We start from the raw sequence: 25535 nt of genomic DNA, 5'->3' as shown, positions 1-25535 counted from the left end.
GTGGATGATTCAACGAGGTAATGACCATGTCCAAGAAGGATTTCGTGATTGAAGCATTTCCTCGCGATGACCAGGGGAAAGGTGCGAGCCGCCGCCTGCGTCGCGAGGAGCGTAAGATTCCTGCCATTATCTATGGTGGCAACAAGGAAGCTACGCCTATCTCCATCTGGCACAACGAACTGAAGAAAGACCTGGAAAACGAGGCCTTCTTCTCCCACATCCTGACCATCGACATTCAGGGCAAGAAGGAAAGCGTCATCCTGAAGGATCTGCAGCGTCACCCGTACAAGCCGATCCTGACCCACGCTGACTTCCAGCGCGTTGACAAGGACCACGAGATCCACGTCAACGTACCGCTGCACTTCCTGAACGAAGACAAGGCTCCGGTCGTCAAGCTGCAGGGTGGCGTCATCTCCCACCAGCTGAACGAAGTGGAAGTTATCTGTCTGCCCCAGGACCTGCCCGAGTTCATTGAAATCGACGTCATGGACCTGGAGCTGGATCAGGTACTGCACCTGAGCGACCTGAAGATGCCGAAAGGCGTTCGCTCCGCTGCCCTGCAGCACGGCGAAGACCACGACCAGGCGGTCGTATCCGTTCACCTGCCCCGTGGCGCCAAGGTGGACGATGAAGCCGAGGAAGGCAGCGAGGAAGAAGGCGAAGACAAGGAGTAATCCCTGTCCGGGGAGTTGGCGTCTATGGCACAGGATATTGTCATGGTGGTGGGTCTCGGTAATCCCGGAGCCGACTACGAGCATACCCGCCATAACGCCGGCGCCCTGTTCGTCGAAGCGCTGGCCCGTGAAGCGGGCCAGACGCTCCGCCCCGAAAAGAAATACCACGGTCTCTATAGCCGAATTCAGTGGCAGGGCCTGGACCTTCACCTGTTAAACCCCACCACCTTCATGAACCGCAGCGGCCTGTCCATCAAGGCACTGGCGGACTTCTTCAAGATTGCCCCGGAACAGATCCTCGTCGCCCATGACGAACTGGACCTGCCACCCGGCACCGCCAAGCTCAAGAAAGGCGGCGGTCACGGCGGCCACAACGGCCTGCGCGACACCATCGCCCACCTGGGCACCAAAGACTTCCAGCGACTGCGAATCGGCATCGGCCACCCAGGCGACAGCCGCCAGGTTACTGGCTATGTACTGGGACGGCTTGGCAAGCAGGAAACCGAGCAGCTCAACGCCGTCATTGACGAGATTCTCCGGGTATTGCCGGACGCAGCCGGCGGCAAGCTCGCAGCAGCCATGAACCGATTGCACAGCTTCAAACCGGCACCCCGAACCACCGGTCAGCCAACAGGCCTGAGCTAGCCCTTACTCGCACCTGTACCCGTACACCGGTATAATTCGCGCAAATTCCGGGCGCCGTCTCTGCCTGCAGCGGCAGATCACCAGACGGCCCCCTTTACGATCAGCAGAGGCACAAATGGGATTCAATTGCGGCATTGTCGGCCTGCCCAACGTCGGCAAATCCACGCTCTTCAATGCACTGACCAAGGCGGAAATTGGCGCAGAGAATTTCCCTTTCTGCACCATTGAACCCAACGCGGGCGTGGTGCCCATGCCCGATCCGCGCCTGAACAAACTGGCGGAGATCGTGAAACCCCAGAAGGTCATCCCCACCACCATGGAATTCGTGGACATCGCAGGTCTGGTGGAAGGCGCCTCCAAGGGCGAAGGCCTGGGCAACCAGTTCCTTGCCAATATTCGCCAGACCGACGCCATTGCCCACGTGGTTCGCTGTTTCGAGGATGAGAACGTCATCCACGTGGCCAACAAGATTGACCCGGCTGCCGACATCGAGATCATCAACACCGAGCTGGCCCTGGCCGACCTGGATACCGTCGAGAAAGCCATCAAGCGCGTCCAGCGGGTTGCCAAGAGCGGCGACAAGACTGCCAAGGCGCAGCTGGATATGTTCGAGCAGCTGCTGCCGGTGCTGAACGAAGGCATGCCGGTTCGCAGCATGAACCTGGACAGCGACCAGATGGCACTGATCCGCGAACTGTGCCTGCTCACGGTCAAACCCACCATGTACATCGCCAATGTCAGCGAGGACGGCTTCGAGAACAACCCGCACCTGGACACGGTCATGGCCATCGCCGCTGAAGAGAATGCCGTGGTGGTGCCCATCTGCAACAAGATCGAAGCCGAGATCTCCGAGCTGGAAGACGACGAGAAATCCATGTTCCTGGACGAGATGGGCATGGAAGAACCCGGCCTGGACCGTGTTATCCGCGCCGGCTACAAACTGCTGGGCCTGCAGACCTACTTCACCGCCGGCGTCAAGGAAGTACGCGCCTGGACCGTCCGCATCGGCGCTACCGCGCCCCAGGCGGCGGCTGTGATCCACACCGACTTCGAACGCGGCTTTATCCGTGCCGAAGTCGTCGCCTATGAGGACTTCGTCCAGTACAACGGCGAACAGGGTGCCAAGGACGCCGGCAAGTGGCGACTGGAAGGCAAGGAGTACATCGTCCAGGACGGCGATATCATCCATTTCCGCTTCAATGTGTAAACGCTGAAAAAAATCCGGGGGTAAGCCTTGACAGATACCCCCCGAATACTGAAAATACGCGCCTCGTTTGGGGCGTAAATCCCGACGAAATGGCAAGGTAGCTCAGTTGGTTAGAGCACAGCACTCATAATGCTGGGGTCGGCGGTTCGACTCCGCCCCTTGCTACCAGAATTTAAAAAGGGTCCTCGCGTAAGCGTGGGCCCTTTTTTAATTCCGGCTGATAATGAGTCGAACCGACGAAGGCGGTGCGACCGGAGCACGCAACGCGTACGGAGGAACGTCGGAGCAACGCGACGACGGCCCGGAGGGTGAGGCCGCAGGCCGAATACTCCGCCCCTTGCTACCAGTATTCAGAAAGCCTGGCTCGAAAGAGTCGGGCTTTTTTCGTTCCTGCCTGGGTGTTTCGGGGGCTGGCCCGGGGGCACGGGCGGCCCTTTCTTCACCGCAATTCACGGCCCGTCCCTGGACCGGCCTTGCTCCGCGCCATTCCTGGCGCTGCTGCGAAAGGGCCGCCCGTACCCCCGGTCCGTCATCCTACCTACCGCGCCTGTACGAACCCATTTGAGCATGACAAAGCTCTCTTCAATTACTGATAAGCCTATAACCGCTGGAACTATGCGGCTGGTGTGTCGCCTGTGGCATACTCCCCATGCTGAAACTCATTAAGAATAATCCACCAGCAAGGAACCGACTCATGAAACCGGAAACTCTGGCGCTACATGCCGGCTTTAGCGGCGATCCGACCACCAAGGCGGCTACCACACCCATCTACCAGACCACCTCCTACACCTTTGACGATACCCAGCACGGTGCGGACCTGTTTGACCTGAAGGTGCAGGGCAACATCTACACCCGCATCATGAACCCCACCAATGGGGTGCTGGAAGAGCGCATGGCTCAGCTGGAAGGCGGTGTGGGTGCACTCGCGGTGGCGTCAGGCATGGCGGCCATCACCTACGCGCTGCAAACCATCTGCACCGTTGGCAACAATATTGTCAGCACCGCCCAGCTTTACGGCGGCACCTACAACCTGTTTGCCCACTCCCTGCCCAACCAGGGTATCAGCTGCCGCATGGTTGCCCATGACGATTACGACGGCATCGAAAAGGCCATCGACGACCAGACCCGCGCCCTGTTCTGCGAGTCCATTGGCAACCCGGCAGGCAACGTGGTGGACATCCAGAAATGGGCCGAGATCGCCCACAAACACGGCATTCCCCTGATTGTGGACAACACGGTGGCCACACCTTTCCTGTGCCGTCCGTTCGACCACGGCGCAGACATTGTGGTGCATTCCCTGACCAAGTACATCGGCGGTCACGGCACCACCGTGGCGGGTGTGGTTGTGGATTCTGGCAAGTTTGACTGGAAGGCCAGCGCCGACAAGTTCCCCATGATGAACAAGCCCGACCCCTCCTACCATGGCGTGGTCTACACCGAGGCCCTGGGCCCCGCAGCCTTTATTGGCCGCTGCCGGGTGGTGCCGCTGCGTAACACGGGCAGCGCCCTGTCACCGTTCAATTCGTTCCTGATCATGCAGGGCCTTGAAACCCTGGCACTGCGGATGGAACGTCACTGCGAGAACGCCGAAAAGGTCGCCCGGTACCTGGAAGATCATCCCTTGGTCGAGTGGGTCAACTACGCAGCACTGCCCGGCAGTCCCTACAAGGCCACCTGCGACAAGATCTGTGGCGGCAAGGCATCCGGCATCCTGAGCTTTGGCATCAAGGGTGGCCGTGACGCCGGCGCGAAGTTTATCGACGCCCTGCAACTGATCTACCGCCTGGTGAATATCGGCGATGCCAAGTCCCTGGCTTGCCACCCGGCCACCACCACCCACCGCCAGCTGAACGCGGATGAACTGCGCAGCGCCGGTGTCAGTGAGGACCTGGTGCGACTGTCCATTGGCATCGAGCATGTGGACGACATCATTGCCGATATTGACCAGGCCCTGAAGGCTGCCAGCTAATCCGGCGATAACGAAACGGGGGAGGCCGCGGCCTCCCCCTTTTTTTGATCAGCAGGAACTCAACTCTCCCGTTCTTCCTGCCAGGTCTTCAACAGTTCCTCGTAGGGTACGGTTTCACCCTGAGGCTTTTCGTTATCGAGCTTCGGCTTGGGCGCACCGGGCTGGTCCAGCCAGTACTGGGCGTCCCTGGGCTCGTTCAGTTTGGGGCCGCAGGTTTCCATCACGTTGGCCCGCTCAAGGCGCATCATGATGCTGTCCTGGGCTTCCGCCAGGCCGTCCAGGGCTTCCTGGGGACTGGCCTCACCACTGGCAGCCTGTGAGATATACTGCCACCACAGCTGGGCCAGCTTCGGATAATCCGGCACGTTGGTGCCGGTGGGGCTCCACTGCACCCGCGCGGGGCTGCGATAGAATTCCACCAGGCCACCCAGGCGCGGGGCCGCTTCGGTCATGGCATCCGAGTTGATATCAGATTCGCGAATCGGCGTCAGCCCCTTGAGGGTTTTCTCCAGGGATACGGTCTTGGCCACGGTGAACTGGGCGTAAAGCCAGGCCGCCAGGCGCCGCTCTTCCGGGGTTGAGTCCAGGAAGGTCCAGGAACCTACGTCCTGATAGCCCAGTTTCATGCCCTCTTCCCAGTACGGGCCGTGGGGAGACGGGGCCATCCGCCATTTCGGGGTGCCGTCTTCGTTGACCACTGGCAAGCCGTCTTCCACCATGCTGGCAGTGAACGCGGTGTACCAGAAGATCTGTTGGGCAACGTTACCCTGGGCAGGAACGGGACCAGCTTCCGAGAAAGTCATACCCTGGGCTTCCGGCGGGGCGTACTTCTTCATCCAGTCCAGGTACTTGGTGGTGGCATAGACCGCCGCCGGGCCATTAACCGCACCGCCGCGAGTCACGCTGGAACCCACCGGGTGACACTCCTCCACGCGAATGCCCCACTCATCCACCGGCAGGCCGTTGGGCAGGCCCGTATCGCCAGCACCGGCCATGGAGAACCAGGCATCGGTGAAGCGCCAGCCCAGCGAGGGGTCTTTCTTGCCATAGTCCATATGGCCATAGACCCGCTCGCCGTCAATTTCCTTCACATGCTCGGTGAAGAACTCGGCAATGTCTTCATAGGCGGACCAGTTCACCGGTACCCCCAGCTCATAGCCGTAGATCTCCTGGAACTGCTCCTTGAGATCGTCCCGCTCGAACCAGTCAGCCCGGAACCAGTAAAGGTTGGCAAACTGCTGGGTGGGCAACTGATACAACTTGCCATCCGGGGCCGTGGTGAAGTCCAGGCCAATAAAGTCGTCCAGGTCGAGCGTCGGCAGGGTCAGCTCCTTCGCCTCGTTTTCCATCATGTCGGAAATGGGGACCACCTTCCCATAACGCCAGTGGGTCCCGATCAGGTCAGAGTCATTGATATAGCCGTCATAGATATTTCGGCCCGACTGCATCTGGGTCTGCAGCTTCTCGATAACGTCCCCTTCCTGGATCAGGGTATGGGTCAGGTTGATGCCGGTAATTTCCCGGAAGGCCTGCGCCAGCCGGCTGGACTCATACTCATGGGTGGCAATGGTCTCGGAGACCACGTTGATATCCATGTCGCGGAATTGCTCCGCCGCCCGGGCGAACCAGAGCAATTCCTCCAATCGCTCTTCCTCGCTCAGGGTCGACGTGGAGAATTCCTTGGCCCATTTGCGGGCGGCATCCTCGTACTGGTCTGCGTGGGCCAGTGAGACAGGGCCTGCTGCCAGGGCTGCGATCAGCGCCCCCAGCAACAGTGTTGAGTGCTTGTTGTTATTGAACATATCCAACCTCGTCTGTTCGTGTAAGAGTCGAGTCAAAACTGCGGACTGACTGTATTTGTTCCCGGGCGGCGGGGTGCCTGCACGGGTCGTTCTCTTACATCAGGGACCCGGCTCCGCCAGCCCCCTTCGCCTTGGTGGTTCCATGAGTTCCTATAGGCATACCCTCCCTTCCGGTTAGCTCCTTTCAGCCCCAACGCAGCAAAATCAGCAGCCAGGCCACGGACACTGCCAGGGCAACCCATAGTGAGATCTCACTGAGCCCCAAAAATGCCAGGTGAATGTAGGCCGCACAAAGCAGCCCGATAAACAACCGGTCGCCCCGGGTGGTGGCAATGGGAAGGAAGCCCCGTCGCTCGCTGCACGGCGAAGCCAGTTCCCACACTGACATGGCCACCAGAATGCAGGCGATAACCACGAAGAAAATGGCAACCGGCTGGGTCCAGTTCATCCAGTCCAGCATCAGACTCCCTCCCCTATACACGCCCCAGGGCAAAGCCCCGGGCCACGTGGTTGCGAACGAACCAGACCACCAGTACCCCGGGCAGGATGGTCAGCACCCCGGCCGCCGACAGCACCCCCCAGTCAATGCCGCTGGCGCCGATGGTGCGGGTCATGATGGCGGCGATGGGCTGCGCGTCCACAGACGTCAGCGTCCTGGCCAGTAGCAGCTCTACCCAGGAAAACATGAAGATAAAGAACGCGGTCACCCCGATACCGGAGCGGATCATGGGCATGAAGATCTTCACGAAGAACCGGGGGAAGCTGTAGCCGTCGATATAAGCCATCTCGTCATACTCCCGGGGCACCCCGGACATGAAGCCCTCCAGGATCCACACCGCCAGGGGTACATTGAACAGGCAGTGAGCCAGGGCCACGGCGATATGGGTATCAAACAGCCCGATGGAGGAATACAGCTGGAAGAAGGGCAACAGAAACACCGCCGGCGGCGCCATGCGGTTGCTCAACAGCCAGAAGAACAGGTGCTTGTCCCCCAGGAACCGGTACCGACTGAACGCATAGGCCGCCGGCAAGGCCACAGTCAGGGTGATCGTCATGTTCATCAACACGTAGGTCATGGAGTTGATATAGCCGGAGTACCAGCTCGAATCGGTAAAGATCACCACGTAGTTGTCAAAGGTGAAATTCTGTGGCCAAAGGGTCAGTCCGCTGAGGATCTCCCGGTTGGTCTTGAACGACATGTTCAGCAACCAGTAGATGGGCGTCAGCAGCAGGATAATGAAGACCGTAATGCCCAGTCCCTTGCTGCGGGATCGTTCTCTTATCGCCATGGCCTAGCGCTCCTTGTCCATATGGGTGATGGCAGTAAAGAACAGCCAGGACACCAGCAACACGATCAGGAAGTACACCAGGGAAAAGGCCGCGGCGCGCCCCAGGTCGAACTGGCCCACTGCCATGGTGGTCAGGGTCTGGCTCAGGAAGGTGGTGGAACTTCCCGGCCCGCCTCCGGTGAGCACAAACGGCTCGGTATAGATCATGAAGCTGTCCATGAACCGCAGCAGCACGGCGATCACCAGCACGTTTTTCAGGCGGGGTAGCTGGATATAGCGAAACACCGCCCAGCGTGAGGCGCGGTCAATCTCCGCCGCCTGGTAGAACGCCTCGGGGATGGCCCGCAGGCCGGAATAGCACAGCAGTGCCACCAGTGGCGTCCAGTGCCACACATCCATCAACAGCACCGTCAGCCAGGCGTCCACCGGGTCGCCGGTGTAGTTGTAGTTGAAGCCCAGCTGGTTGAGCCCCCAGCCGAACAGGCCGATATCACCCCGGGCGAAGATCTGCCAGATGGTGCCCACCACGTTCCAGGGAATCAGCAGCGGAATCGCCAGCAGGATCAAGCACAGGGACGCGCGAATGCCACCTTTTGGCATCATTAGCGCGATCCCGATTCCCAGCGGAATCTCGATAGCCAGGACCGCTGCAGAGAAACCGAATTGCCGCAATAGCGACGCCTGCAGGCGCTCGTCCCGCAATACATCCCGGAACCATTCGGTGCCCACGTAATAGGCGTTACCAGGACCGAAAATATCCTGCACTGAATAGTTCACCACGGTCATCAATGGCACCAGGGCGGAAAACGCCACCAGCAGCAGTACCGGCAGCACCAGCCACCAGGCACGGTTGTCCGGGACCTTTCTCATGGCGATGCCTCCACCAGGAATTCGTCCACGTACAGCTTCAGCCAGCGTGCCGGAAAGTGAAGGTGCACCACCTGCTTCCGCTCAACCTGGATATCCTCCGAGAGCCGGACCTTGAGGCCCTGGCCTTCCAGTTGCGCGGTGAGGATCTGGTAGGTACCCAGGTCTTCCACATCCTCCACGATGGCCGGGCAGCTATCCGGGTTCGGCTCTGTCAGTTCGATAAATTCCGGCCTTATACCCAGGCGCAGATTGTCCGAGCCTGTTTCCGCGAGCCGCTTCATCACTCCTTCCGATAGTGGGAAGCGCGTGTTGCCGAACTGCACTCCGCCCGGGCAGCGGGTCACATCTATCAGGTTCATACCGGGGCTGCCGATGAAGAAGCCTACAAAGGTATGGTTGGGGTTCTCGAACAATTCCGTGGGTGTACCAAACTGCACGATGCGCCCCTCGTACATCACCGCGATCCGGTCAGCGAAGGTCGACGCTTCCAGCTGGTCGTGGGTTACATAGATCATGGTGATATCGAACTGTTCATGGATCTGTTTGAGCTTGCGGCGAAGTTTCCATTTCAGCTGCGGGTCGATCACCGTCAGGGGTTCGTCAAACAGGATCGCCGAGACGTCCTCCCGAACCAGCCCACGACCCATGGACACCTTCTGCTTTTCGTCTGCGGTCAGGTTACGGGCCTTGCGGTGCAGCAGGGGTTCCAGCTCAAGGACTTCCGCAATTTCGTTGACCCGCTCCCGGATTTTCGCCTTTGGTAACCCGCTGTTCCTGAGGGGAAAGGCCAGGTTGTCGAACACCGTCATGGAGTCGTACACCACCGGGAACTGGAACACCTGGGCAATGTTGCGCTCCCTGGGCGAGAGATGGTTGACCGGCTTGCCGTCGAACAGTACCTGTCCTTCCGAGGGCGCCAGCAGGCCCGAAATGATGTTGAGCATGGTGCTTTTGCCGCACCCGGAAGGACCCAGCAGCGCATAGGCCCCGCCCTTTTCCCATACGTGGTCCAGCTGACGGATGGCGTAGTCTTCCGGCCCGGCTGGCTCCTTTTCATAGCTATGAGCCATGGCCGTCAGGGCGATCTCAGCCATGAACACCTCCGCTATCCGCCGGGGTATGCACCAGCGCCCGACGCTGGTCGAACACGAAAAGGCGGTTCATGGGCAGGTAGATTTTTACCTGCCCTCCCGGGTGACGTGTATGCACTCCCAGCTCCTGGACCACCATGTCCAGCGCCCCGGCACCCACGTGGAGGAAGGTTTCCGAGCCACTGATTTCCGCCAGTTCCACTTCCATTTCCAACGCCAGGTCATCCTCCCCCGCCGGAGATAAGCCCACATGACTGGGGCGAATGCCGAAAAGGTAGTCACCTTCTGCCAGATCACCCAGTTCACGGGTGAGGTCGTGGTGGATATTGGCGCCAAAGGTAACCGAGTTGCCGGTGACCTTACCCGGTAGCAGGTTCATGGGCGGTTCGCTGAACAGTTCCGCCGCCAGGGTGTTGACCGGTCGACGATAGACCTCCGCCACCGGTCCGGTCTGCACCACCCTGCCCTCATGCAGCAATGTTGTGGTGCCACCCAGTGCCAGGGCCTCGTTGGCTTCGGTGGTGGCATAGACCGCAATGCACTGGCGCTCACGGAACAACTGGCGAAGCTCCGAGCGCAGCTCCTCCCTCAACTTGTAATCCAGATTAACCAAGGGTTCGTCGAAAAGGATGAGCGTTGCATCCTTGACCAGTGCCCGGGCCATAGCGGTCCGTTGCTGCTGCCCCCCGGAAAGCTCCAGCGGGTAACGGGACAGCAGGTTATCGATGTGCAGCATGGCTGCCGTCTCTTTTACCCGACGATCCAGTTCCTGCTCCTTCATCTTTGCAAGGCGCAGGGGTGAGGCAATGTTTTCGTAGACGGTTAGGTTGGGATAATTGATGAACTGCTGATAGACCATCGAGACATTGCGCTTGCGCACGCCCTGACCGGTCACGTCCTCGCTATTATGGAGGATACGGCCGCTGTCGGGCTGGTCCAGTCCCGCCATCAGGCGCATGAGGGAAGTTTTCCCGGCCAGGGTCCGACCCAGCAGCACATTGAACGATCCGGCCTCGAACGTCAGATCGGCATCACGGATGAAATCCACGCCATCAACGGCGCGGGAGACATTCTCCAGTTGCAGCGACATCCGGTTTCCTTCTTGTTTTTGTGCAGGCCGCTCGCAAGCACCCTGCTGTCCCTTTGAAACAACCTCCTATCGTTCTAGTACAGGCTCTGAATGTTCGCAAACAATCATGACCATTTTCGCAGTTTGTTAACGAAAAACGCCTGACTCCCTGTCACGCCACACAACCTGCTGAAATACCACAAGCTGAACGATCCTGGTTTATACTGCAGCGGCAAAAGCCTTTTCGCTGACGAACATCGGGAGTCAACATGCCGCAAACCCGCCGCCAGGAGCAGATCCTGGAACTGATTCAGCAACAGGGGTTTGCCACCACGGAACAGCTGGTTGACCACTTCCAGGTGACTCCGCAAACCATCCGCCGGGACCTGAACGAACTGGCGAGGCAGAACCGGGTACGCCGGCACCACGGCGGCGCCGGAATCGACTCAAGCACGGTGAACACCGCCTACCAGGCCCGCAAGATCATGGAACTGGACGCCAAGGAGCGCATCGCCTCAGCACTGGTGGACATGATTCCCGACAACGCATCACTGTTCATCAATATCGGTACCACCACCGAGACCATCGCCCGGGCCCTGCTGGTAAAGAACAACCTGCGGGTGGTCACCAACAACCTGCACGTAGCGTCAATCCTCTCCGCCAGGGAAGACTTCACCATAATTATCGCCGGTGGCGAGGTACGTAACCGGGACGGTGGCATTGTGGGCGAGGCCACCCGCGACTTTATCAACCAGTTCCGCATGGACTTTGGCATCATCGGTATCAGCGGCATTCACAGTGACGGCTCGCTGCTCGATTTCGACTACCGGGAGGTCCGCGTCGCCCAGGCCATTATCAATAACTCCAGCCAGGTGTTACTGGCGGCAGACCACACCAAGTTCGGTCGCAATGCCATGGTCCGGCTGGGCAACATCGTGCAGGCCGACCATGTGTTCACCGACCAGGCACCGCCTGAGGAAATCTGCCACCTGCTGACCGAACACCAGGTCAGTCTGCACGTCGTCTGAGCTGGAGACACCATCATAGGCACTTTCGTTTATTTTCGATATTTTTCTTTACGAATATCCACGACTTTTCCATACTCCTTCCATCGGTGCACATCCAGGATTAAAGGAAGAACGTGATGACCGGCAAACCGGAGAGTTATGACGTGGTCGTGGTGGGCGGCGGCGTGAATGGCACAGGGATCGCCATGGATGCCGCCGGCCGGGGCCTCAGGGTACTGCTTTGTGAAATGAACGACCTGGCCTCAGCCACCTCCAGCCGCAGCAGCAAGCTGATTCATGGCGGCCTGCGTTACCTCGAACACTATGAATTCCGCCTTGTGCGCCAGGCCCTCGCCGAACGGGAAGCCCTGCTCGCAAATGCGCCCCACATCATGTGGCCGATGCGCTTTCGCCTGCCGCACCAGCCCCACCTGCGACCGGCCTGGATAATCCGCGCCGGCCTGTTCCTGTATGACCACCTGGCCAAGCGTGAACTGCTGCCCGGTTCCCGGTCCATCACCTTTACCCCTGACGATCCACTGAAACCGGAGATCACCCGGGGGTTCGAATATTCCGACGGCTGGGTGGATGACGCCCGACTGGTGGTGCTCACGGCCCGCAAGGCGGAACAGCTCGGTGCCCGCATTCAGACCAGGACCCGCTGCGTCCGGGCCGAACGGGGCAGTGATCACTGGCAGGTTACCCTGCTGGACACCCGAACCGGTGATTCCCGCGTGGTTCGTACCCGGGCATTGGTCAATGCGGCCGGCCCCTGGGTCAGCAGCCTGTTCGACAGCACCCTGGACCAGAAAGCCCCGCGCATGATTCGCATGGTCAAGGGCAGTCATATCGTGGTACCCCGACTCAACCGGGATGATGAGGCCTACATCCTGCAAAACGAAGACGAGCGGATTGTCTTTGTCATTCCCTACGAAGACCACTTCTCACTGGTGGGCACCACTGACGTGGACTACGAGGGCAACCCGTCGGAAGCCACGATTTCCGGCGAGGAAACCCGTTACCTGCTCGATATTGTTAACCACTATTTCCGCCACCAGCTGACGCCGGAGGATGTGGTCTGGTCCTACTCAGGGGTCCGACCACTGATGGATGATGAGGAAGAAAGTGCCCAGAAAGCCTCACGGGACTATTCCTTCGAAGTGGATGCACCTGGCGGAAAAACACCGCTGCTGTCGGTATTCGGGGGCAAGCTCACCACCTTTCGCAAGCTGGCCGAAGCAGCCACTGACCGGCTCTGCCAGTATTTCCCGGAAGCGCGGGGACACTGGACACGGGACGCCGTCCTGCCGGGCGGTGACTTCCAGAGTCAGCCTCGCTTGCAGGAAGCCCTGTGCCAACACTACCCCTGGCTACCCGGCCTGCTCGCCTCACGCCTGGTACGCAGCTATGGTACGGACAGTTACCGACTGCTGGGCGACAGCGCCCGCCTGGATGATCTCGGGCGTCACTTCCTGGGCAACCTCTATGAGCGAGAAGTGGACTACCTGGTACGCCACGAATGGGCAGGCAACGCAGACGATGTCCTGTGGCGGCGCACCAAGCAGGGCCTCTACGCCAGCGCAGAGCAGATCGGCGAACTGGAAAGTTGGCTGATGACCCGCACGTCACAGCCACCCGAGAAGGCCTGCGCTTCCGGCCAGCAACCGGTCTGAACCCGACCAAAGTGGCACCGGGATTTCCCCTATGCCGCTTGTATCCACTGGTCCGGGGCCTTACTCTTTACGTACCCGCATACACCTTCGCAAAGAGACCCCGGTTGCCATGAGCGACAACGCCAAACCCCGCGTAGTCAGCGGCTCGAAGTTCCGCAATGAACACGGATTCTCGGCCATCAAGGATGGCGTCAAGAAAACCGCCAGCGCGGAAACGCCTGTGCAGCGCAAACCCAAATGGCTCCGTGCCCGCATGCCCGGCGGTGAACGCTTCGAGGCAGTGCGTCAGAACGTCAACGAGCATCGCCTGAGCACCGTATGCCAGGAATCCCACTGCCCGAATATTGGTGAGTGCTGGAACAACGGTACAGCGACTATCATGGTGATGGGCTCCGTATGCACCCGGGCCTGCAAGTTTTGTGCGGTGGACACCGGCAACCCCAAGGGCTGGCTGGACCACGACGAACCGGAAAACACGGCGAAGTCCGTTGAGCTCATGGGCTTGCGCTACATCGTGCTCACCTCAGTGGACCGGGACGACCTGGACGATGGTGGTGCCGCCCACTACGCCGCCTGTGTTGCCGCCATCAAACAGCGCACCCCGGAAGTCGCCGTCGAAGCCCTGACCCCGGACTTCGATGCGGTCATGCCCCACGTGGAGAAAGTGGTGGATTCCGGACTGGATGTGTTCGCCCAGAATGTTGAAACCGTCAAACGCCTGACCCGTCGCGTCCGCGACCCACGTGCAGGCTATGAGAAAACCCTGAGCGTTCTCGCCCACGCCAAGCAGTACCGCCCGGACGTGCTCACCAAGACCAGCCTGATGCTGGGCCTGGGTGAAACCGAGGAAGAAATCCTCTCAACCATGGACGACCTGAGGGCCATCGGCGTGGACATCCTCACCCTCGGTCAGTATTTGCGCCCCACGCCCAACCACCTGCCGGTGGAACGTTATATCACCCCGGAGGAATTCAACCGGTATCGGGACATCGGGCTGGAAAAAGGCTTCATGGAAGTTCCCTCCGGCCCCATGGTTCGGTCCAGCTATCGTGCCGACCGGGTATTCGAGAAGAACAACCTTGGCCTGGCCGTGCCGGCGGTACCGCGAGACACCAGCGCCATTCCAGTACGTCAGGTGGACTGACCCCTAAAAACATTGCGCCAGCGGCTTGCCGCCGCTGGCCGCACCCCGGTACCTGCTAACCTCAAGAAAAGCCACCAGCCGCCGATACCTGTTTGTAAGACATTGTCAAAGGTCAGCCCCAACTGATCCGGAGCAAGCATCGCCCCCTGTTCCGGTGATATCTTCAGGAGCCGATTCGTAATCCGTCCACTGCCGCCACCGGTGGACCATGACAACAACAGGTTAACCATGCTGACGCTGCTCAAGAATGCCCGCCTGAAGTACAAATTCTGGCTACTGAACATCATGGTCTTCGTGGTCATGTGTCTGCTGGTGCTCTACGCCATCAGCGATGTCGCGAACCGGACTGACCAGCCGTTCATGACCGTGTTCGCCGACGCAGCGCCCGGATATGCCGGCATCGTAGCGTTACTGATGCTGCTGGAGATGGCCGGCTCCCAGTTACTGATTTCCTTTATCGAACGGCACGTCAACCGGCTCAAGAAAACCATGGTATCGGTTCAGCAGTCCGGCGATCTCAACGAACGGGCCAGTGTTGACTCCAGCGATGAGATCGGTGAGATGGCCGAAGCCTTCAACGCCATGCAGCAACGCACCGGTGACGTGGTCCGCAACATGCTGGAGGCGATCCGCCGCCTGCACGAGGAAGTCCGTGAGCTGACCGCCGCCGCTGAGCAGCGCCGTGACGAGCTGACCCGGCAACAACAGGGTGCCGATCGTTCCGCCGAGACGGTAGAGGCCATGCTGCAGAGTTTCTCGGGCATTGCCGAACAGGCCGGTATGGCCAACACCCTGTCCCATGAAGCACACCGCGCCGCCCGCGAGGGGCACGACCGGGTCACCCGGACGGCGGATTCCATTGAGAAACTCTCACAAACCGTTGAAACCTCGGCCGGGGCAGTGCAGGCACTGGCTGGCAACAGCCAGGAAATCCGCCAGGCGGTGACCGAGATCAGGGGGATTGCCGAGCAGACCAACCTGCTGTCACTCAACGCCGCCATCGAAGCTGCCCGTGCCGGTGAACAGGGCCGGGGCTTCGCCGTGGTTGCCGATGAGGTCCGCAAGCTGGCCCAGCGGGTGCAGGACTCCACCGACCAGATCCAGGGCACCCTGGACCGGCTCCTGGATGCCATGGCGGCCGCGGTTGACCAGATGACGGCCAGCTCGGACGATGCGCACCGCTGCGTCAGCGATGCCTCAGAGGGTCGCCAGGCGTTGCAGGACATCCAGGGCATGGTGGCCCGCATCGACGAGACCAACGAACAGATCGCACGGGTGTCCGCCGAACAGACTGCCGGCACCGATGCCGTCCTTGCCGACGTGCGGGGGATACGCGAAACCACTGAGGGCATGGTCCGAGAACTGGCCGCCAGCGCTGAAATGACCCGGCGCCTCAAGCAGCTTATTGACTCCCTGGAAGAAGCGTCCCGACAGGTACGCGCCAGTTAAAGCGGATGTTCCGGCACGGCGAGTCATTTAACGCTATTTTTCACAAAATTTTTCACAGTGTGGCAGACTTCGCAGTTCCTTCTGACCAGCGGAGTCTGTCACTCAATGCGTTCCTTCTACAGCCTCTATGACCGGCTGATTCTCAACCACCCCTGGCGGGTGCTGATCCTGTTTGCCGTCGTGCTGGTCATTGCCAGCCTGAAACTGCACCAGTTCCGCCTGGACGCCTCTGCCGAATCCCTGGTGCTGGAGAATGATACCGCCCTGGAGGACTACCGCACCGTCAGCCAGCGCTTTGAAGCGTCCGATGATTTCCTGGTGGTAACCTACAAGCCGGACGGCGACCTGTTCAGCCAGCCGGCCATTAATACCCTGCGCAACCTGCGGGATGACCTGGCCGCCCTTGGGCCGGTTGGCTCCACCAACAGCATTCTCAACGTTCCCCTGCTCCACAGCCCGGACCTCGGCATCGACACGGTTGATGAGGAGCTGCTGACGCTGGACCAGGACGAGGTCCCACTGGACCAGGCCAGGGACTCCCTGCTTTCGAATCCCCTCTATCCCAACATGCTGATCAGCGAGGATGCCAGTACCACGGCGATCCAGGTCAACCTGCCAACACCCGACCGTTACTTCGAGCTGGTGCGCCTGCGCAATGACCTGCGGGAGCAGGCCCGGGTAGGTGAACTGAACCAACAGCAACGGCAGAAACTGGAGCAGGTCTCTGAACAGTTCCGACAGCTGGCAGCCGAACTGGAGGCCGAGCGTGAACAAACAATTACCGATGTTCGCGCCATCCTCGACCGCTACCGCGACAACGCCGAGATTCACCTGGGCGGTGTACCCATGATTGCTTCGGACATGATCCGCTTTATCGAAAGCGATCTGTCCACCTTTGGCGTGGGTGTACTGATCTTCCTGCTTCTGACCCTGGTGGTGATCTTCCGTAGCTGGCAGTGGGTAGTGGTACCCATCCTGTGCTGTGGGTTCACGGTATGGCTGGTGGCCGGTTACCTGGGCTGGATGCAGTGGCCGGTGACGGTAATCTCGTCCAACTTTGTCTCCCTGCTGCTGATCATGACCCTGTCACTGACGATCCACCTGATGGTGCGGTACCGGGAGCATCAACAGGCGCATCCCCAGGACGACCGCAAACAGCACCTTCGCGATACGCTCTCCACCATGGTGAAACCCTGTTTCTACATGGCCCTGACCACCATGGTGGCCTTTGGCTCACTGACCTTCAGCGGCATCCGACCGGTGATCGACTTCGGCTGGATGATGACCCTGGGCCTGGCGCTGGCCTTTGCCATCAGCTTCCTGGTGTTCCCGGTCCTGGTCGCCCTTCTGCCTGAGCCGCCGGTGCGCCAGAGCCGCCCGGGCAGCTTGCCGCTGACCGATGCCTTTGCACGCATTACCGAACGCTTTGGCGGTACAGTGCTGGCCGGCTCCCTGGCCCTGGCGGTGCTGTGCGTGGTGGGCATGAGCCGCCTGTCGGTGGAAAACAGCTTTATCGACTATTTCAAGTCCGACACTGAGATCCATCAGGGCATGGTGGTGATTGACCAGAAGCTCGGTGGCACAACGCCACTGGATATCATCATTACTGACCTGGAACGACCTGAAGATGCCGAAACTGATCCCTTCGCCAGTGACTGCGACCCCTTCGTAGAGGACTGCGAAGATGGTGACCTGCGGGACACCTGGTTCACCTGGCAGAAACTGGATCGCCTGGAGCAGGTCCATGACTACCTGGCCGGCCTGCCGGAAACCGGCAAGGTACTCTCCGTCACCACCACCCTGCGCCTGCTGGCCGAAATCAACGGCGGTGAGCCCCTGAACGCCATGGAGGTGGCCTTCGTGCCGGCCATGCTGCCGGATGACCTGGCCCCCATCCTGCTGACGCCCTATATCAATGAGGAGCACCACCGGGCACGCATCAATATCCGCCTGATCGATTCCCTGCCAGACCTTCGACGGGATGAATTGCTGGCCGAGATCCGCAATCACCTGCACGACAAGTTGGGCTTTGAACAAGGTCAGCTACTGTTCACCGGTATGACCGTGATGTACAACAACATGCTCCAGAGCCTGTTTGACTCCCAGATCCGCACCCTGGGCATCGTATTCCTGGCGATCACGATCATGTTTTTCGTACTGTTCCGGTCCCTGAAAATGGCCCTGATCGGCATTGCCCCCAACCTGCTGGCAGCGGGCTCTGTGCTGGGCCTGATGGGCTGGCTGGGCATTCCCCTGGACATGATGACCATCACCGTAGCCGCCATCACGGTAGGCATTGCCGTGGATGACACCATCCACTATATCCACCGCTTCCGGGTAGAGTTCGAAAAGGACCGGGACTATATCGCCACCATGCACCGTTGCCACCAGAGTATCGGTCGGGCCATGTCCTACACTACCCTGACGATTATCATTGGTTTCTCGATCCTGGTGCTGTCCAACTTCCTGCCCACCATCTACTTCGGCCTGTTCACCGGCTTTGCCATGTTCATGGCACTGATGGGAGCACTGATGTTGCTGCCCCGGCTGATCCTTCTGTTGAAACCTTTCGGCCCGGCTGCCAGCCACTAATGAGCCGTTAAAAAAACCCTGGTCACCTTGCGGCGGCCAGGGTTTTCTTTCAGCTTACGGTCATTCAGCTGGTGGTTGGCTTGCCCTCCGGGGTCGGTGTATCGCCGTTATCCGTGTCCAGCATTTCATCATGCTCGGCCATATCCCAGGGCAGCTTGCCCGGCGAGATGTGGAGGAAGTGCAGGTAGTTCTCGAACTGGTCGAGGATGTCCTTGATGATGTCATCCTTGTCATAGCCGAATACATCATAGGAACGACCGCCACGACGCAGGAATACCTCGGCGCGATAGAACACGTCCGGCTTGTCCGGGTCACGCTTCAGCTCCGCATAGACGAAACCGGGCATGGGATGTTCGGTAAGCCGGATGTCATAGACAAAGTCCACATGACCTTCCCGGTGCACCTGGAGGTGGGAACGAATGTTCGTGTCGTCATAGGTCGCTACGGCCTCCCAACCTCGCTCGCGCATTTCCGATTCCACCTCTCGCATTGCAGCCATCACCTTGTCGCGGATGTACCCGGCCACCTGCTCCCGGTCAGGGAATTCCATAATCCCGGCCAGGCGGTGCCGCCACTGTGAGCCTGTCATATGACGATTGGAGGCCATATGAGCCACAAGGCTGGTTTCACGATGCCCTTCGATCACCAGCGCCCGCCACATACCCACCATGGCGATCAGCATGATGATGGCAAACGGCAGGGCACTGGCGATGGTCATTGTCTGCAAGGCATTCAGACCACCTGCCAGCAACAGGGCCGAGGCCACCACCCCTTCCAGTACCGCCCAGAATACCCGCTGCCAGGCCGGTGTTTGCAACACACCACCGGAAGCCAGGGAGTCAATAACCAGCGAGCCGGAGTCGGAGGAGGTCACAAAGAAGGTAATGATCAGGAATACCGTCACCAGCGAGATAAAGAAGGACCAGGGTAACTGATCGAACAACTTGAACAGGGCCACCGCATGGTCATTCTGTACGTCAGCGATCAGCGTGGTTACACCCTCATTCATGATCAGGTTCAGTGCGGTGTCGCCAAAAATGGAGAACCAGAGGAAGGTAAACAGGGAGGGCACCAGCATGACCCCGACCACAAACTCACGAATGGTGCGGCCGCGACTGATTTTCGCGATAAACAGGCCCACAAACGGTGCCCAGGCAATCGTCCAGCCGAAGATGAACAGCGTCCAGTTACCAATCCAGTCGCTACGGGTATACGCCTGCAGGTTGAAGGTACGTTCCACGATGCCGCTCAGGTAGCTACCTGTGTTCTGCAGGAAAGTCTCCAGAATCAGGATGGACGGACCGACGATAAATACGAAGGTCATCAGCAATACCGCCAGCACCATGTTAAGGATGGAGAGATTCTTCACACCCTTGTCCAGGCCGGCCACAACCGAGACCGTCGCGGCCGCAGTGATAATGGCGATGGCGATGATCTGCACCGTAGTGCTGATCGGAATTCCTTCCCAGAGATAGTTGATACCCGCATTGATCTGGGCAACGGAAAGCCCGAGGGTGGTGGCAATACCGAACAGGGTACCAAGGATGGCAAAGACATCGACAATGTGCCCCAGCGGCCCATAGATTCGCTCGCCGATCAACGGGTAGAGTGCGGACCTGATGGACAGCGGCAGGCCGTGACGGAAGGCAAAGTAAGCCAGCACCAGGCCAACCAGGCCATAGATAGCCCAGATATGGAATCCCCAGTGAAAGAAGGCGATCTGCATCGCCTGCTTGGCAGCATCAACCGTTTCTGCAGCCCCTGCGGGCGGTGAGGAAAAGTGTAATACCGGCTCGGCTACCCCAAAGAACAGCAGCGCTATGCCGTAGCCGGCGGAGAACAGCATGGCAAACCAGGCGGGGAAACTGTACTGGGCCTCGGCATGGTCTGGCCCGAGCTTGATATTTCCCCAGCGAGACGCCGCAACGGAAACAATGAATACCAGGAAGATCGCTACTGCGAGCATGTAGAACCAACCAAAAGTGTTGGTAATCCAGGCCAGTGTGCTTGCAAATAACTCGCCTGCGAGCTCAGGATTGGCAATCGTGCCGACAACCAGCAACAGCGTGACCACTACAGCAGGAACAAATACCGGTGCCAGGATGGTCGATTGAAATGATTTTTTTTCTGCAATCATAGTCAGGTCCATGTCTGGGGCTGTCAGTGACGGGTCATGCTTCCCGGTAACAGCCCCCGGTTCGCGAAAATCGTCCGAGATAACTATAGGTTAAAATACTGGTTATGGATCAGTGTTGAGCAATACTCCAATAAAAAAGCCGCACTCCCCGAACCGGGAAATGCGGCTGTCTGATTCCATTGCGCCACCGCAGTGGCGCAATTGTCAGCGCATTACTGCATCTGCTGTTGCTGTTGCATCTGACGCTGCTGCATTTGCTGGCGCATCTGTTGCTGCTGGCGCTGCATTTCACGCATGCGCTGCTCCAGGGTATTGCGCTGCTCTTCAGTGAACACGCTGTCGATGCGGGCCTGCATCAGGGTGGACAGGGCTGTCATCTCACCGTTCAGCTCACCCAGGCGTGCCGCATCTTCGCGGATGGCGCCTTCGTCATAGTCGGGGCCGATCTGGTCCTGCAGCTGCTGCTGGACTTCGGTAGCTTCCGCCTGGAGCTCCCGAAGTTCGCCCTGGGTTTCCTGCATAATCTCGCGGATCTCTGCTTCCTGGTCAGCGCTGAGGCCGACAAGCTCGGCAATCTGGGAAACCTGGTCCGGCTGCTGTTGCTGGGCCATGGCAAATCCGGCAAAGGTCATGGCAATCAGGGCAAGCGCAAAGTTGCGAATAAGGGTCATCTAAATCTCCGTGGTATCATTGGTCAGTCGTTTATGAATGGCATCGGAACATGTCCACCCTAAAGAAATCAACCGGCAAATTCACCCCACAACTGGCGCCTATAACGACATATCATCCACCTGCCGCCTGTCAGGCCCCGGCATCTGCGGCCTCACGGGAAATGTGAAAAATTCTTTATTCCCCGCCATAATGGCGCCCTGTCCCACTTCACACTGCCCATCCACGCCAGGAGCTCACACCATGGCCATCAACTGGTTTCCAGGCCACATGCACAAGGCCCGCAAGGAGATCAAACAGGTGATGCCGCAGATGGACCTGATCATCGAGGTCCTGGATGCGCGCATACCGTTCAGCAGTGAGAACCCCATGGTACCTGCCCTGAGGGGCGATACGCCGGTCATCAAGGTGCTTAACAAGCGGGACCTGGCGGACCCGGAGGTCACAGCGTTATGGCAGCAGTGGCTGGAGAAGGAAAAGGGCATACGCGCCGTGACCCTGACCCACAATCAGCGCAACGAAGCCCTGGGCATTTTGCGACTGGCCCAGGAGATGGTGCCTGATTCGATTCGCGACACCCGTGCCCTTCGGATTATGATCCTGGGCATCCCCAATGTGGGCAAGTCCACCCTGATCAACACCCTGGCCGGGCGGCCGGTGGCGAAAACCGGGAACGAGCCCGCCGTCACCCGGGCCCAGCAGGCAATCAAGTTGCCGGACAATATTTTGCTTTACGATACACCGGGCTTCCTGTGGCCCAAGCTGACCCCGGAAGAGTGTGGCTACCGGCTGGCGGTTACCGGCGCCATCCGGGCAGCGGTCATCGAGTTCGAGGATGTGGCCCTGTTCGCAGCGGACTATCTGTTGCAAGCCTACCCTGACCGCGTTTGTGAACGTTATGGCCTGGACGAGATACCCGCCGACGGCCTTGCACTGATGGACGCCATCGCGGCGAAGCGCCGTTTCTTTGCCCGTGGCGGCATTCCGGATCTGCATAAGGTATCGGAAGTGCTGCTGAACGAGCTTCGGGCCGGCACCCTGGGCGCTGTTTCACTGGAAACGCCGGAAATGGTCGAAGCGGAACAGGCCCGGGAAGCACTGCGACTGGAGCAGGAACAAGCCAGGGAGCAGGAGCGCAAAAAGAAAGGTAAACGCAGGAACGGCAACACCTGACGAAGGTCAAATATCAATCTTTCGCGATTTTGCCTAAACTCTCGCACCAGATCTGAACAGGCGGGTTTTTGGAGTACCCGCCGGGAATGTACACCAGGGTGTTGCTCCCTTGTAGAGGAGCCACCCGGCACCAAGGAGAACAGTATGAGACGGGTTGTGGTAACCGGCATGGGCATTGTGTCCTGCCTTGGCAACTCCATCGACGAAGTCACCAACAGCCTCAGGACGGGCAAGTCCGGCATCCGGTTCAATGACACCTATAAGGAGCTGGGCTTCCGCAGCCAGGTGTGCGGGATGGTGGACGTGGACACCTCGGTCATTGACAGAAAGATCCGCCGTTTCATGGGTGAGTCAGCGATGTACGCCTACCTGTCCATGGAGCAGGCCATCGCGGATTCCGGCCTGACGCCAGAGATGGTCTCCAATGACCGTACCGGCCTTATCGCCGGCTCCGGCGGGGCTTCCTGCTCAAGCCAGGTGGAAGCGGTAGACATTATGCGGGAGAAAGGCGTCAAACGGATTGGTGCCTTCATGGTGCCGCGCATCATGACCTCGACCGTATCCGCCTGCCTGGCCACGGCTTACAAGATTCGCGGCGTTAACTACTCCATGTCGTCAGCTTGCGCGACCAGTGCCCACTGCATTGGCCACGCCATGGAGCAAATCCAGAATGGCAAGCAGGATGTTGTCTTTGCCGGTGGTGGCGAGGAAGAGGACTGGAGCCTCACCATGCTGTTTGACGCCATGGGCGCCCTCTCCTTCAAGTACAACGACACGCCAGAGGCCGCCTCTCGCCCCTTCGACAGTGGCCGTGACGGCTTCGTTATCGCCGGGGGCGGCGGCATGCTGGTCCTGGAGGAGCTGGAGCACGCCCGCAACCGGGGCGCCAATATCATCGCCGAGCTGACCGGCTACGGCGCCACTTCTGACGGCTATGACATGGTGGCCCCCTCCGGCGAAGGCGCTGCTCGCTGCATGCAGCAGGCCATGGCCACCGTGGATGGCGACATTGATTACATCAACGCCCATGGCACCAGTACTCCGGTAGGGGATGTGGCAGAAATGAAGGCGGTGCGCAACGTATTCGGCGACAAGGTACCCGCTATTTCGTCCACCAAGTCCCTGACCGGCCACTCCCTGGGCGCTACCGGTGTGCAGGAAGCCATCTACTCCCTGCTGATGCTTCAGAACGGCTTTGTAGCCGGGACTGCAAACCTGGAAAATCCGGATGAAGAGCTTGCCGGCATGCCCATCGTAGGGCCGGCGTCAAGGCAGGCTGAACTGAACCACGTCATGTCCAACAGCTTCGGCTTCGGGGGCACCAACGCCTCCCTGATTTTCAGCCGACTGGACTGAGCGCCCGGCCCTGGCCGTCATGGCCGGGGCCGGATTTCGGGTTTAAAGAAGGGCGCTAACCATTGGCAAACTGCCTCTGTCGTATTATCGTGTGAGTTGATATGCATCAACCAGGGTCGCCATGAATCAGTCCATTCCCGTAAATCAGGTTTCTTCGATTTCCAAGTCATCCTGTCAGCATTGCAGCCTGAGCAATCTGTGCCTGCCATTGGCGCTCGACAGCGATGACATGAATCGTCTGGACGAGGTGGTAAACCGTGATCGGATCTTCAATCGCGGGGAGCAGGTGTTTACCCAGAGCACGCCATTCCGCTCCTGTTATGCGGTGAAAAGCGGCGCCATCAAAACGTCCGTGATTACTGAATCCGGAGATGAGCAGATCACCGGCTTTTTCATGCCCGGTGAACTGGTTGGCCTGGACAGCATGAGTGACGATACCCACGCGTCGACGGCAAAGGCACTGGAGCGTACCAGCGTATGCGAGATTCCGGTGGAGCAGCTGGAGCAGTTGGCCCATACCCTGCCGGGCATGCAGCATCACATGTTCCACCTGATGAGCCAGGAAATCCGCAACAGCCACCAACTGTCCGTACTGCTGAGCAAGAATACCGCAGAGGAGCGTATCGCAGCGCTGCTTCTGTCGCTGTCGACCCGGTTCCAGCGCCGCAAGCTCTCACCGACCCATTTCAACCTGCCTATGGCCCGTAATGATATTGCGAACTTCCTTGGCCTTGCGGTAGAGACGGTCAGCCGGGTGTTTACCCGTTTCCAGAATCAGGGCCTGATTCGTGCGCGCGGCCGGGACATCGAGCTAGTCGACCTTGAGGCCCTTCAAACCATGGCCCAGGGCACTGCCCAGACCTGACAGGGCCAGCTCCCCTTCCAGCGCGGAACGCCAGGGCAACTGTTTCACCCCGAAGGTGTTGCGGATCTTGGTGCATCCCAGGGTAGCGTTTTCCGGCTCGACGGCTGCCCATGACGGCAGTTCGTCGACCACGTGTATCGCTACCTCATCTCCTTCGCCGTCCATTCCTGGCAGGTCCGCCAGGGTCAGCCCGAGGTCATACTGGCTGATCTCTTCGGCACCGGCGTATTGATAGGTCCCCCAGACCTCCGCACCGCAGTCCATTTGCAGAACCATCGCCCGGATCACCCTGGCGAGATCACCGCTGGCTACCGGCTGCCCCCGATGGCGGCTGGAAAGCCGTAACGGCTCCCCTGCCCCTGATGCACCGTGCACCTTACGAATAAAGCGCTGGAGGCCCCATCCGGTGCGCAACAGTATGTGCCGGGGCAGGACCGTTCGCATCACCTGTTCGCACTCCCACTGCCAGATACCCAGCTGCCCGATAGGGTTACCCGGGTTGGAAGACAGGTAGGCACTTTGCTTGCGACCATCAAAGACGTAGGACGTGGACAGCTGTAGCAGGATCATCTCGTTCGCGGCCGCATGCTCTGCCAGCGCCATGGGCAGGGAGAAGGCCTTGGTGCGGGCCTGTTCCGGGTCCGCCTCGGCGACCTCCGGATCTGTCAGCCACATGGCATTGACGATGAGATCGGTGCTCGGCGGCACCCATTGATCCACTCCGGACAGGTCCAGGTGAGACAGGTCACTGATCAGCAGGGGGGTCACGGCAAGATGGGTGCTACTCAGTTGTTTGAGCAACAGCCGGGCCAGCACACCATTGTCATGGACTACCAGAACATTCACAAATTGGA

Annotated in this window: 21 protein-coding genes and 1 tRNA gene; 13 read left to right on the top strand and 9 right to left on the bottom strand. The window is 59.5% G+C overall.

Annotated elements, in window-relative coordinates; genetic code table 11:
- The first annotated feature begins 26 nt into the window (after positions 1 to 26).
- From LJ360_RS06190 to LJ360_RS06170, 5 genes are all read left to right on the top strand, one after another.
- Positions 27 to 674, top strand: a complete 648-nt coding sequence (locus LJ360_RS06190) for a 50S ribosomal protein L25/general stress protein Ctc (RefSeq protein ID WP_091849370.1) — start codon at positions 27 to 29, stop codon at positions 672 to 674.
- A gap of 24 nt (positions 675 to 698) precedes the next feature.
- Positions 699 to 1319 carry an aminoacyl-tRNA hydrolase gene (gene pth, locus LJ360_RS06185; protein WP_264995607.1) on the top strand — a complete coding sequence of 207 codons (621 nt, stop codon included), beginning with the start codon at positions 699 to 701 and terminating at the stop codon, positions 1317 to 1319.
- A 115-nt stretch (positions 1320 to 1434) separates the two neighbouring features.
- The gene (gene ychF, locus LJ360_RS06180) at positions 1435 to 2526 is read left to right on the top strand and encodes a redox-regulated ATPase YchF (protein ID WP_091849291.1); all 1092 of its coding nucleotides are present in this window, start codon (positions 1435 to 1437) and stop codon (positions 2524 to 2526) included.
- Between the two features lie 91 nt (positions 2527 to 2617).
- Positions 2618 to 2694: transfer RNA gene (locus LJ360_RS06175), tRNA-Met, on the top strand.
- A 526-nt stretch (positions 2695 to 3220) separates the two neighbouring features.
- Entirely contained in the window at positions 3221 to 4495 is a 1275-nt protein-coding gene (locus LJ360_RS06170) for an O-acetylhomoserine aminocarboxypropyltransferase/cysteine synthase family protein (protein ID WP_264995606.1), read from the top strand.
- A gap of 59 nt (positions 4496 to 4554) precedes the next feature.
- Here LJ360_RS06170 and LJ360_RS06165 read toward each other — a convergent pair whose 3' ends face one another.
- From LJ360_RS06165 to LJ360_RS06140, 6 genes are all read right to left on the bottom strand, one after another.
- The gene (locus LJ360_RS06165) at positions 4555 to 6297 is read right to left on the bottom strand and encodes an ABC transporter substrate-binding protein (RefSeq protein ID WP_091849295.1); all 1743 of its coding nucleotides are present in this window, start codon (positions 6295 to 6297) and stop codon (positions 4555 to 4557) included.
- A 184-nt stretch (positions 6298 to 6481) separates the two neighbouring features.
- The gene (locus LJ360_RS06160; RefSeq protein WP_091849297.1) at positions 6482 to 6757 is read right to left on the bottom strand and encodes a DUF2160 domain-containing protein; all 276 of its coding nucleotides are present in this window, start codon (positions 6755 to 6757) and stop codon (positions 6482 to 6484) included.
- A 13-nt stretch (positions 6758 to 6770) separates the two neighbouring features.
- Entirely contained in the window at positions 6771 to 7586 is an 816-nt protein-coding gene (locus LJ360_RS06155; protein WP_091849299.1) for a carbohydrate ABC transporter permease, read from the bottom strand.
- 3 nt (positions 7587 to 7589) lie between these two features.
- A complete protein-coding gene (locus LJ360_RS06150) occupies positions 7590 to 8456 on the bottom strand; it encodes a carbohydrate ABC transporter permease (protein ID WP_091849300.1) in 867 nt (288 codons plus the stop codon).
- The gene (locus tag LJ360_RS06145) at positions 8453 to 9550 is read right to left on the bottom strand and encodes an ABC transporter ATP-binding protein (RefSeq protein ID WP_091849301.1); all 1098 of its coding nucleotides are present in this window, start codon (positions 9548 to 9550) and stop codon (positions 8453 to 8455) included. Before LJ360_RS06145 ends, LJ360_RS06150 begins: the two co-directional genes overlap by 4 nt.
- The gene (locus tag LJ360_RS06140; protein WP_091849302.1) at positions 9543 to 10637 is read right to left on the bottom strand and encodes an ABC transporter ATP-binding protein; all 1095 of its coding nucleotides are present in this window, start codon (positions 10635 to 10637) and stop codon (positions 9543 to 9545) included. The genes LJ360_RS06145 and LJ360_RS06140 overlap by 8 nt, the downstream gene beginning before the upstream one ends.
- Positions 10638 to 10885: 248 nt before the next feature.
- Here LJ360_RS06140 and LJ360_RS06135 point away from each other — a divergent pair, with 248 nt between their 5' ends.
- The 5 genes from LJ360_RS06135 to LJ360_RS06115 all read left to right on the top strand — a co-directional run bounded on the left by LJ360_RS06135 (position 10886) and on the right by LJ360_RS06115 (position 18481).
- Positions 10886 to 11644, top strand: coding sequence for a DeoR/GlpR family transcriptional regulator (locus LJ360_RS06135; RefSeq protein ID WP_091849303.1), 759 nt, complete (start codon positions 10886 to 10888; stop codon positions 11642 to 11644).
- 116 nt (positions 11645 to 11760) lie between these two features.
- Positions 11761 to 13296 (top strand): glycerol-3-phosphate dehydrogenase, encoded by a 1536-nt coding sequence (gene glpD / locus LJ360_RS06130; protein WP_264995602.1) that lies wholly within the window; start codon positions 11761 to 11763, stop codon positions 13294 to 13296.
- A 109-nt stretch (positions 13297 to 13405) separates the two neighbouring features.
- Entirely contained in the window at positions 13406 to 14440 is a 1035-nt protein-coding gene (gene lipA / locus LJ360_RS06125; RefSeq protein ID WP_091849305.1) for a lipoyl synthase, read from the top strand.
- A 228-nt stretch (positions 14441 to 14668) separates the two neighbouring features.
- On the top strand, positions 14669 to 15889 hold the full coding sequence (locus LJ360_RS06120) for a methyl-accepting chemotaxis protein (protein WP_091849372.1): 1221 nt from the start codon (positions 14669 to 14671) through the stop codon (positions 15887 to 15889).
- Between the two features lie 105 nt (positions 15890 to 15994).
- Positions 15995 to 18481, top strand: a complete 2487-nt coding sequence (locus LJ360_RS06115) for an efflux RND transporter permease subunit (RefSeq protein WP_264995601.1) — start codon at positions 15995 to 15997, stop codon at positions 18479 to 18481.
- 64 nt (positions 18482 to 18545) lie between these two features.
- On the opposite strand, the gene LJ360_RS06110 is transcribed toward LJ360_RS06115, so the two are convergent.
- Positions 18546 to 20618, bottom strand: coding sequence for a BCCT family transporter (locus LJ360_RS06110; protein ID WP_264995600.1), 2073 nt, complete (start codon positions 20616 to 20618; stop codon positions 18546 to 18548).
- Positions 20619 to 20830: 212 nt separating this feature from the next.
- On the bottom strand, positions 20831 to 21289 hold the full coding sequence (locus LJ360_RS06105) for a Spy/CpxP family protein refolding chaperone (protein WP_091849311.1): 459 nt from the start codon (positions 21287 to 21289) through the stop codon (positions 20831 to 20833).
- A gap of 241 nt (positions 21290 to 21530) precedes the next feature.
- On the opposite strand from LJ360_RS06105, the gene ylqF reads away from it, so the two are divergent.
- From ylqF to fnr, 3 genes are all read left to right on the top strand, one after another.
- Positions 21531 to 22460, top strand: a complete 930-nt coding sequence (gene ylqF, locus LJ360_RS06100; RefSeq protein WP_264995598.1) for a ribosome biogenesis GTPase YlqF — start codon at positions 21531 to 21533, stop codon at positions 22458 to 22460.
- A gap of 144 nt (positions 22461 to 22604) precedes the next feature.
- Complete coding sequence (fabB, locus tag LJ360_RS06095; RefSeq protein WP_091849313.1) at positions 22605 to 23816, top strand: beta-ketoacyl-ACP synthase I; 1212 nt, start codon at positions 22605 to 22607, stop codon at positions 23814 to 23816.
- Between the two features lie 121 nt (positions 23817 to 23937).
- Entirely contained in the window at positions 23938 to 24681 is a 744-nt protein-coding gene (gene fnr / locus LJ360_RS06090; RefSeq protein ID WP_091849314.1) for a fumarate/nitrate reduction transcriptional regulator Fnr, read from the top strand.
- Here fnr and LJ360_RS06085 read toward each other — a convergent pair.
- A complete protein-coding gene (locus LJ360_RS06085) occupies positions 24628 to 25527 on the bottom strand; it encodes an SDR family oxidoreductase (protein ID WP_091849315.1) in 900 nt (299 codons plus the stop codon). The genes fnr and LJ360_RS06085 overlap by 54 nt on opposite strands.
- Between the last annotated feature and the right edge of the window lie 8 nt (positions 25528 to 25535).

Origin of the sequence: Marinobacter sp. AN1 (genome assembly GCF_026013985.1) — a bacterium.
Classification (GTDB): domain Bacteria; phylum Pseudomonadota; class Gammaproteobacteria; order Pseudomonadales; family Oleiphilaceae; genus Marinobacter; species Marinobacter segnicrescens.
The sequence above is the reverse complement of the archived record's forward strand: the minus strand, read 5'-3'. Positions and strand labels throughout refer to the sequence as shown.

Excerpts from the sequence above, each read along its gene's own strand:
- LJ360_RS06105 (WP_091849311.1), bottom strand. The coding sequence starts at position 21,289 with ATGACCCTTATTCGCAACTTTGCGCTTGCCCTGATTGCCATGACCTTT.
- LJ360_RS06160 (WP_091849297.1), bottom strand. The coding sequence starts at position 6,757 with ATGCTGGACTGGATGAACTGGACCCAGCCGGTTGCCATTTTCTTCGTG.
- lipA (WP_091849305.1), top strand. The coding sequence starts at position 13,406 with ATGAGCGACAACGCCAAACCCCGCGTAGTCAGCGGCTCGAAGTTCCGC.
- LJ360_RS06120 (WP_091849372.1), top strand. The coding sequence starts at position 14,669 with ATGCTGACGCTGCTCAAGAATGCCCGCCTGAAGTACAAATTCTGGCTA.
- LJ360_RS06135 (WP_091849303.1), top strand. The coding sequence starts at position 10,886 with ATGCCGCAAACCCGCCGCCAGGAGCAGATCCTGGAACTGATTCAGCAA.
- LJ360_RS06115 (WP_264995601.1), top strand. The coding sequence starts at position 15,995 with ATGCGTTCCTTCTACAGCCTCTATGACCGGCTGATTCTCAACCACCCC.
- LJ360_RS06155 (WP_091849299.1), bottom strand. The coding sequence starts at position 7,586 with ATGGCGATAAGAGAACGATCCCGCAGCAAGGGACTGGGCATTACGGTC.
- LJ360_RS06145 (WP_091849301.1), bottom strand. The coding sequence starts at position 9,550 with ATGGCTGAGATCGCCCTGACGGCCATGGCTCATAGCTATGAAAAGGAG.
- glpD (WP_264995602.1), top strand. The coding sequence starts at position 11,761 with ATGACCGGCAAACCGGAGAGTTATGACGTGGTCGTGGTGGGCGGCGGC.
- ychF (WP_091849291.1), top strand. The coding sequence starts at position 1,435 with ATGGGATTCAATTGCGGCATTGTCGGCCTGCCCAACGTCGGCAAATCC.
- LJ360_RS06170 (WP_264995606.1), top strand. The coding sequence starts at position 3,221 with ATGAAACCGGAAACTCTGGCGCTACATGCCGGCTTTAGCGGCGATCCG.
- LJ360_RS06140 (WP_091849302.1), bottom strand. The coding sequence starts at position 10,637 with ATGTCGCTGCAACTGGAGAATGTCTCCCGCGCCGTTGATGGCGTGGAT.
- ylqF (WP_264995598.1), top strand. The coding sequence starts at position 21,531 with ATGGCCATCAACTGGTTTCCAGGCCACATGCACAAGGCCCGCAAGGAG.
- LJ360_RS06150 (WP_091849300.1), bottom strand. The coding sequence starts at position 8,456 with ATGAGAAAGGTCCCGGACAACCGTGCCTGGTGGCTGGTGCTGCCGGTA.
- pth (WP_264995607.1), top strand. The coding sequence starts at position 699 with ATGGCACAGGATATTGTCATGGTGGTGGGTCTCGGTAATCCCGGAGCC.
- LJ360_RS06190 (WP_091849370.1), top strand. The coding sequence starts at position 27 with ATGTCCAAGAAGGATTTCGTGATTGAAGCATTTCCTCGCGATGACCAG.
- LJ360_RS06110 (WP_264995600.1), bottom strand. The coding sequence starts at position 20,618 with ATGATTGCAGAAAAAAAATCATTTCAATCGACCATCCTGGCACCGGTA.
- fnr (WP_091849314.1), top strand. The coding sequence starts at position 23,938 with ATGAATCAGTCCATTCCCGTAAATCAGGTTTCTTCGATTTCCAAGTCA.
- LJ360_RS06165 (WP_091849295.1), bottom strand. The coding sequence starts at position 6,297 with ATGTTCAATAACAACAAGCACTCAACACTGTTGCTGGGGGCGCTGATC.
- fabB (WP_091849313.1), top strand. The coding sequence starts at position 22,605 with ATGAGACGGGTTGTGGTAACCGGCATGGGCATTGTGTCCTGCCTTGGC.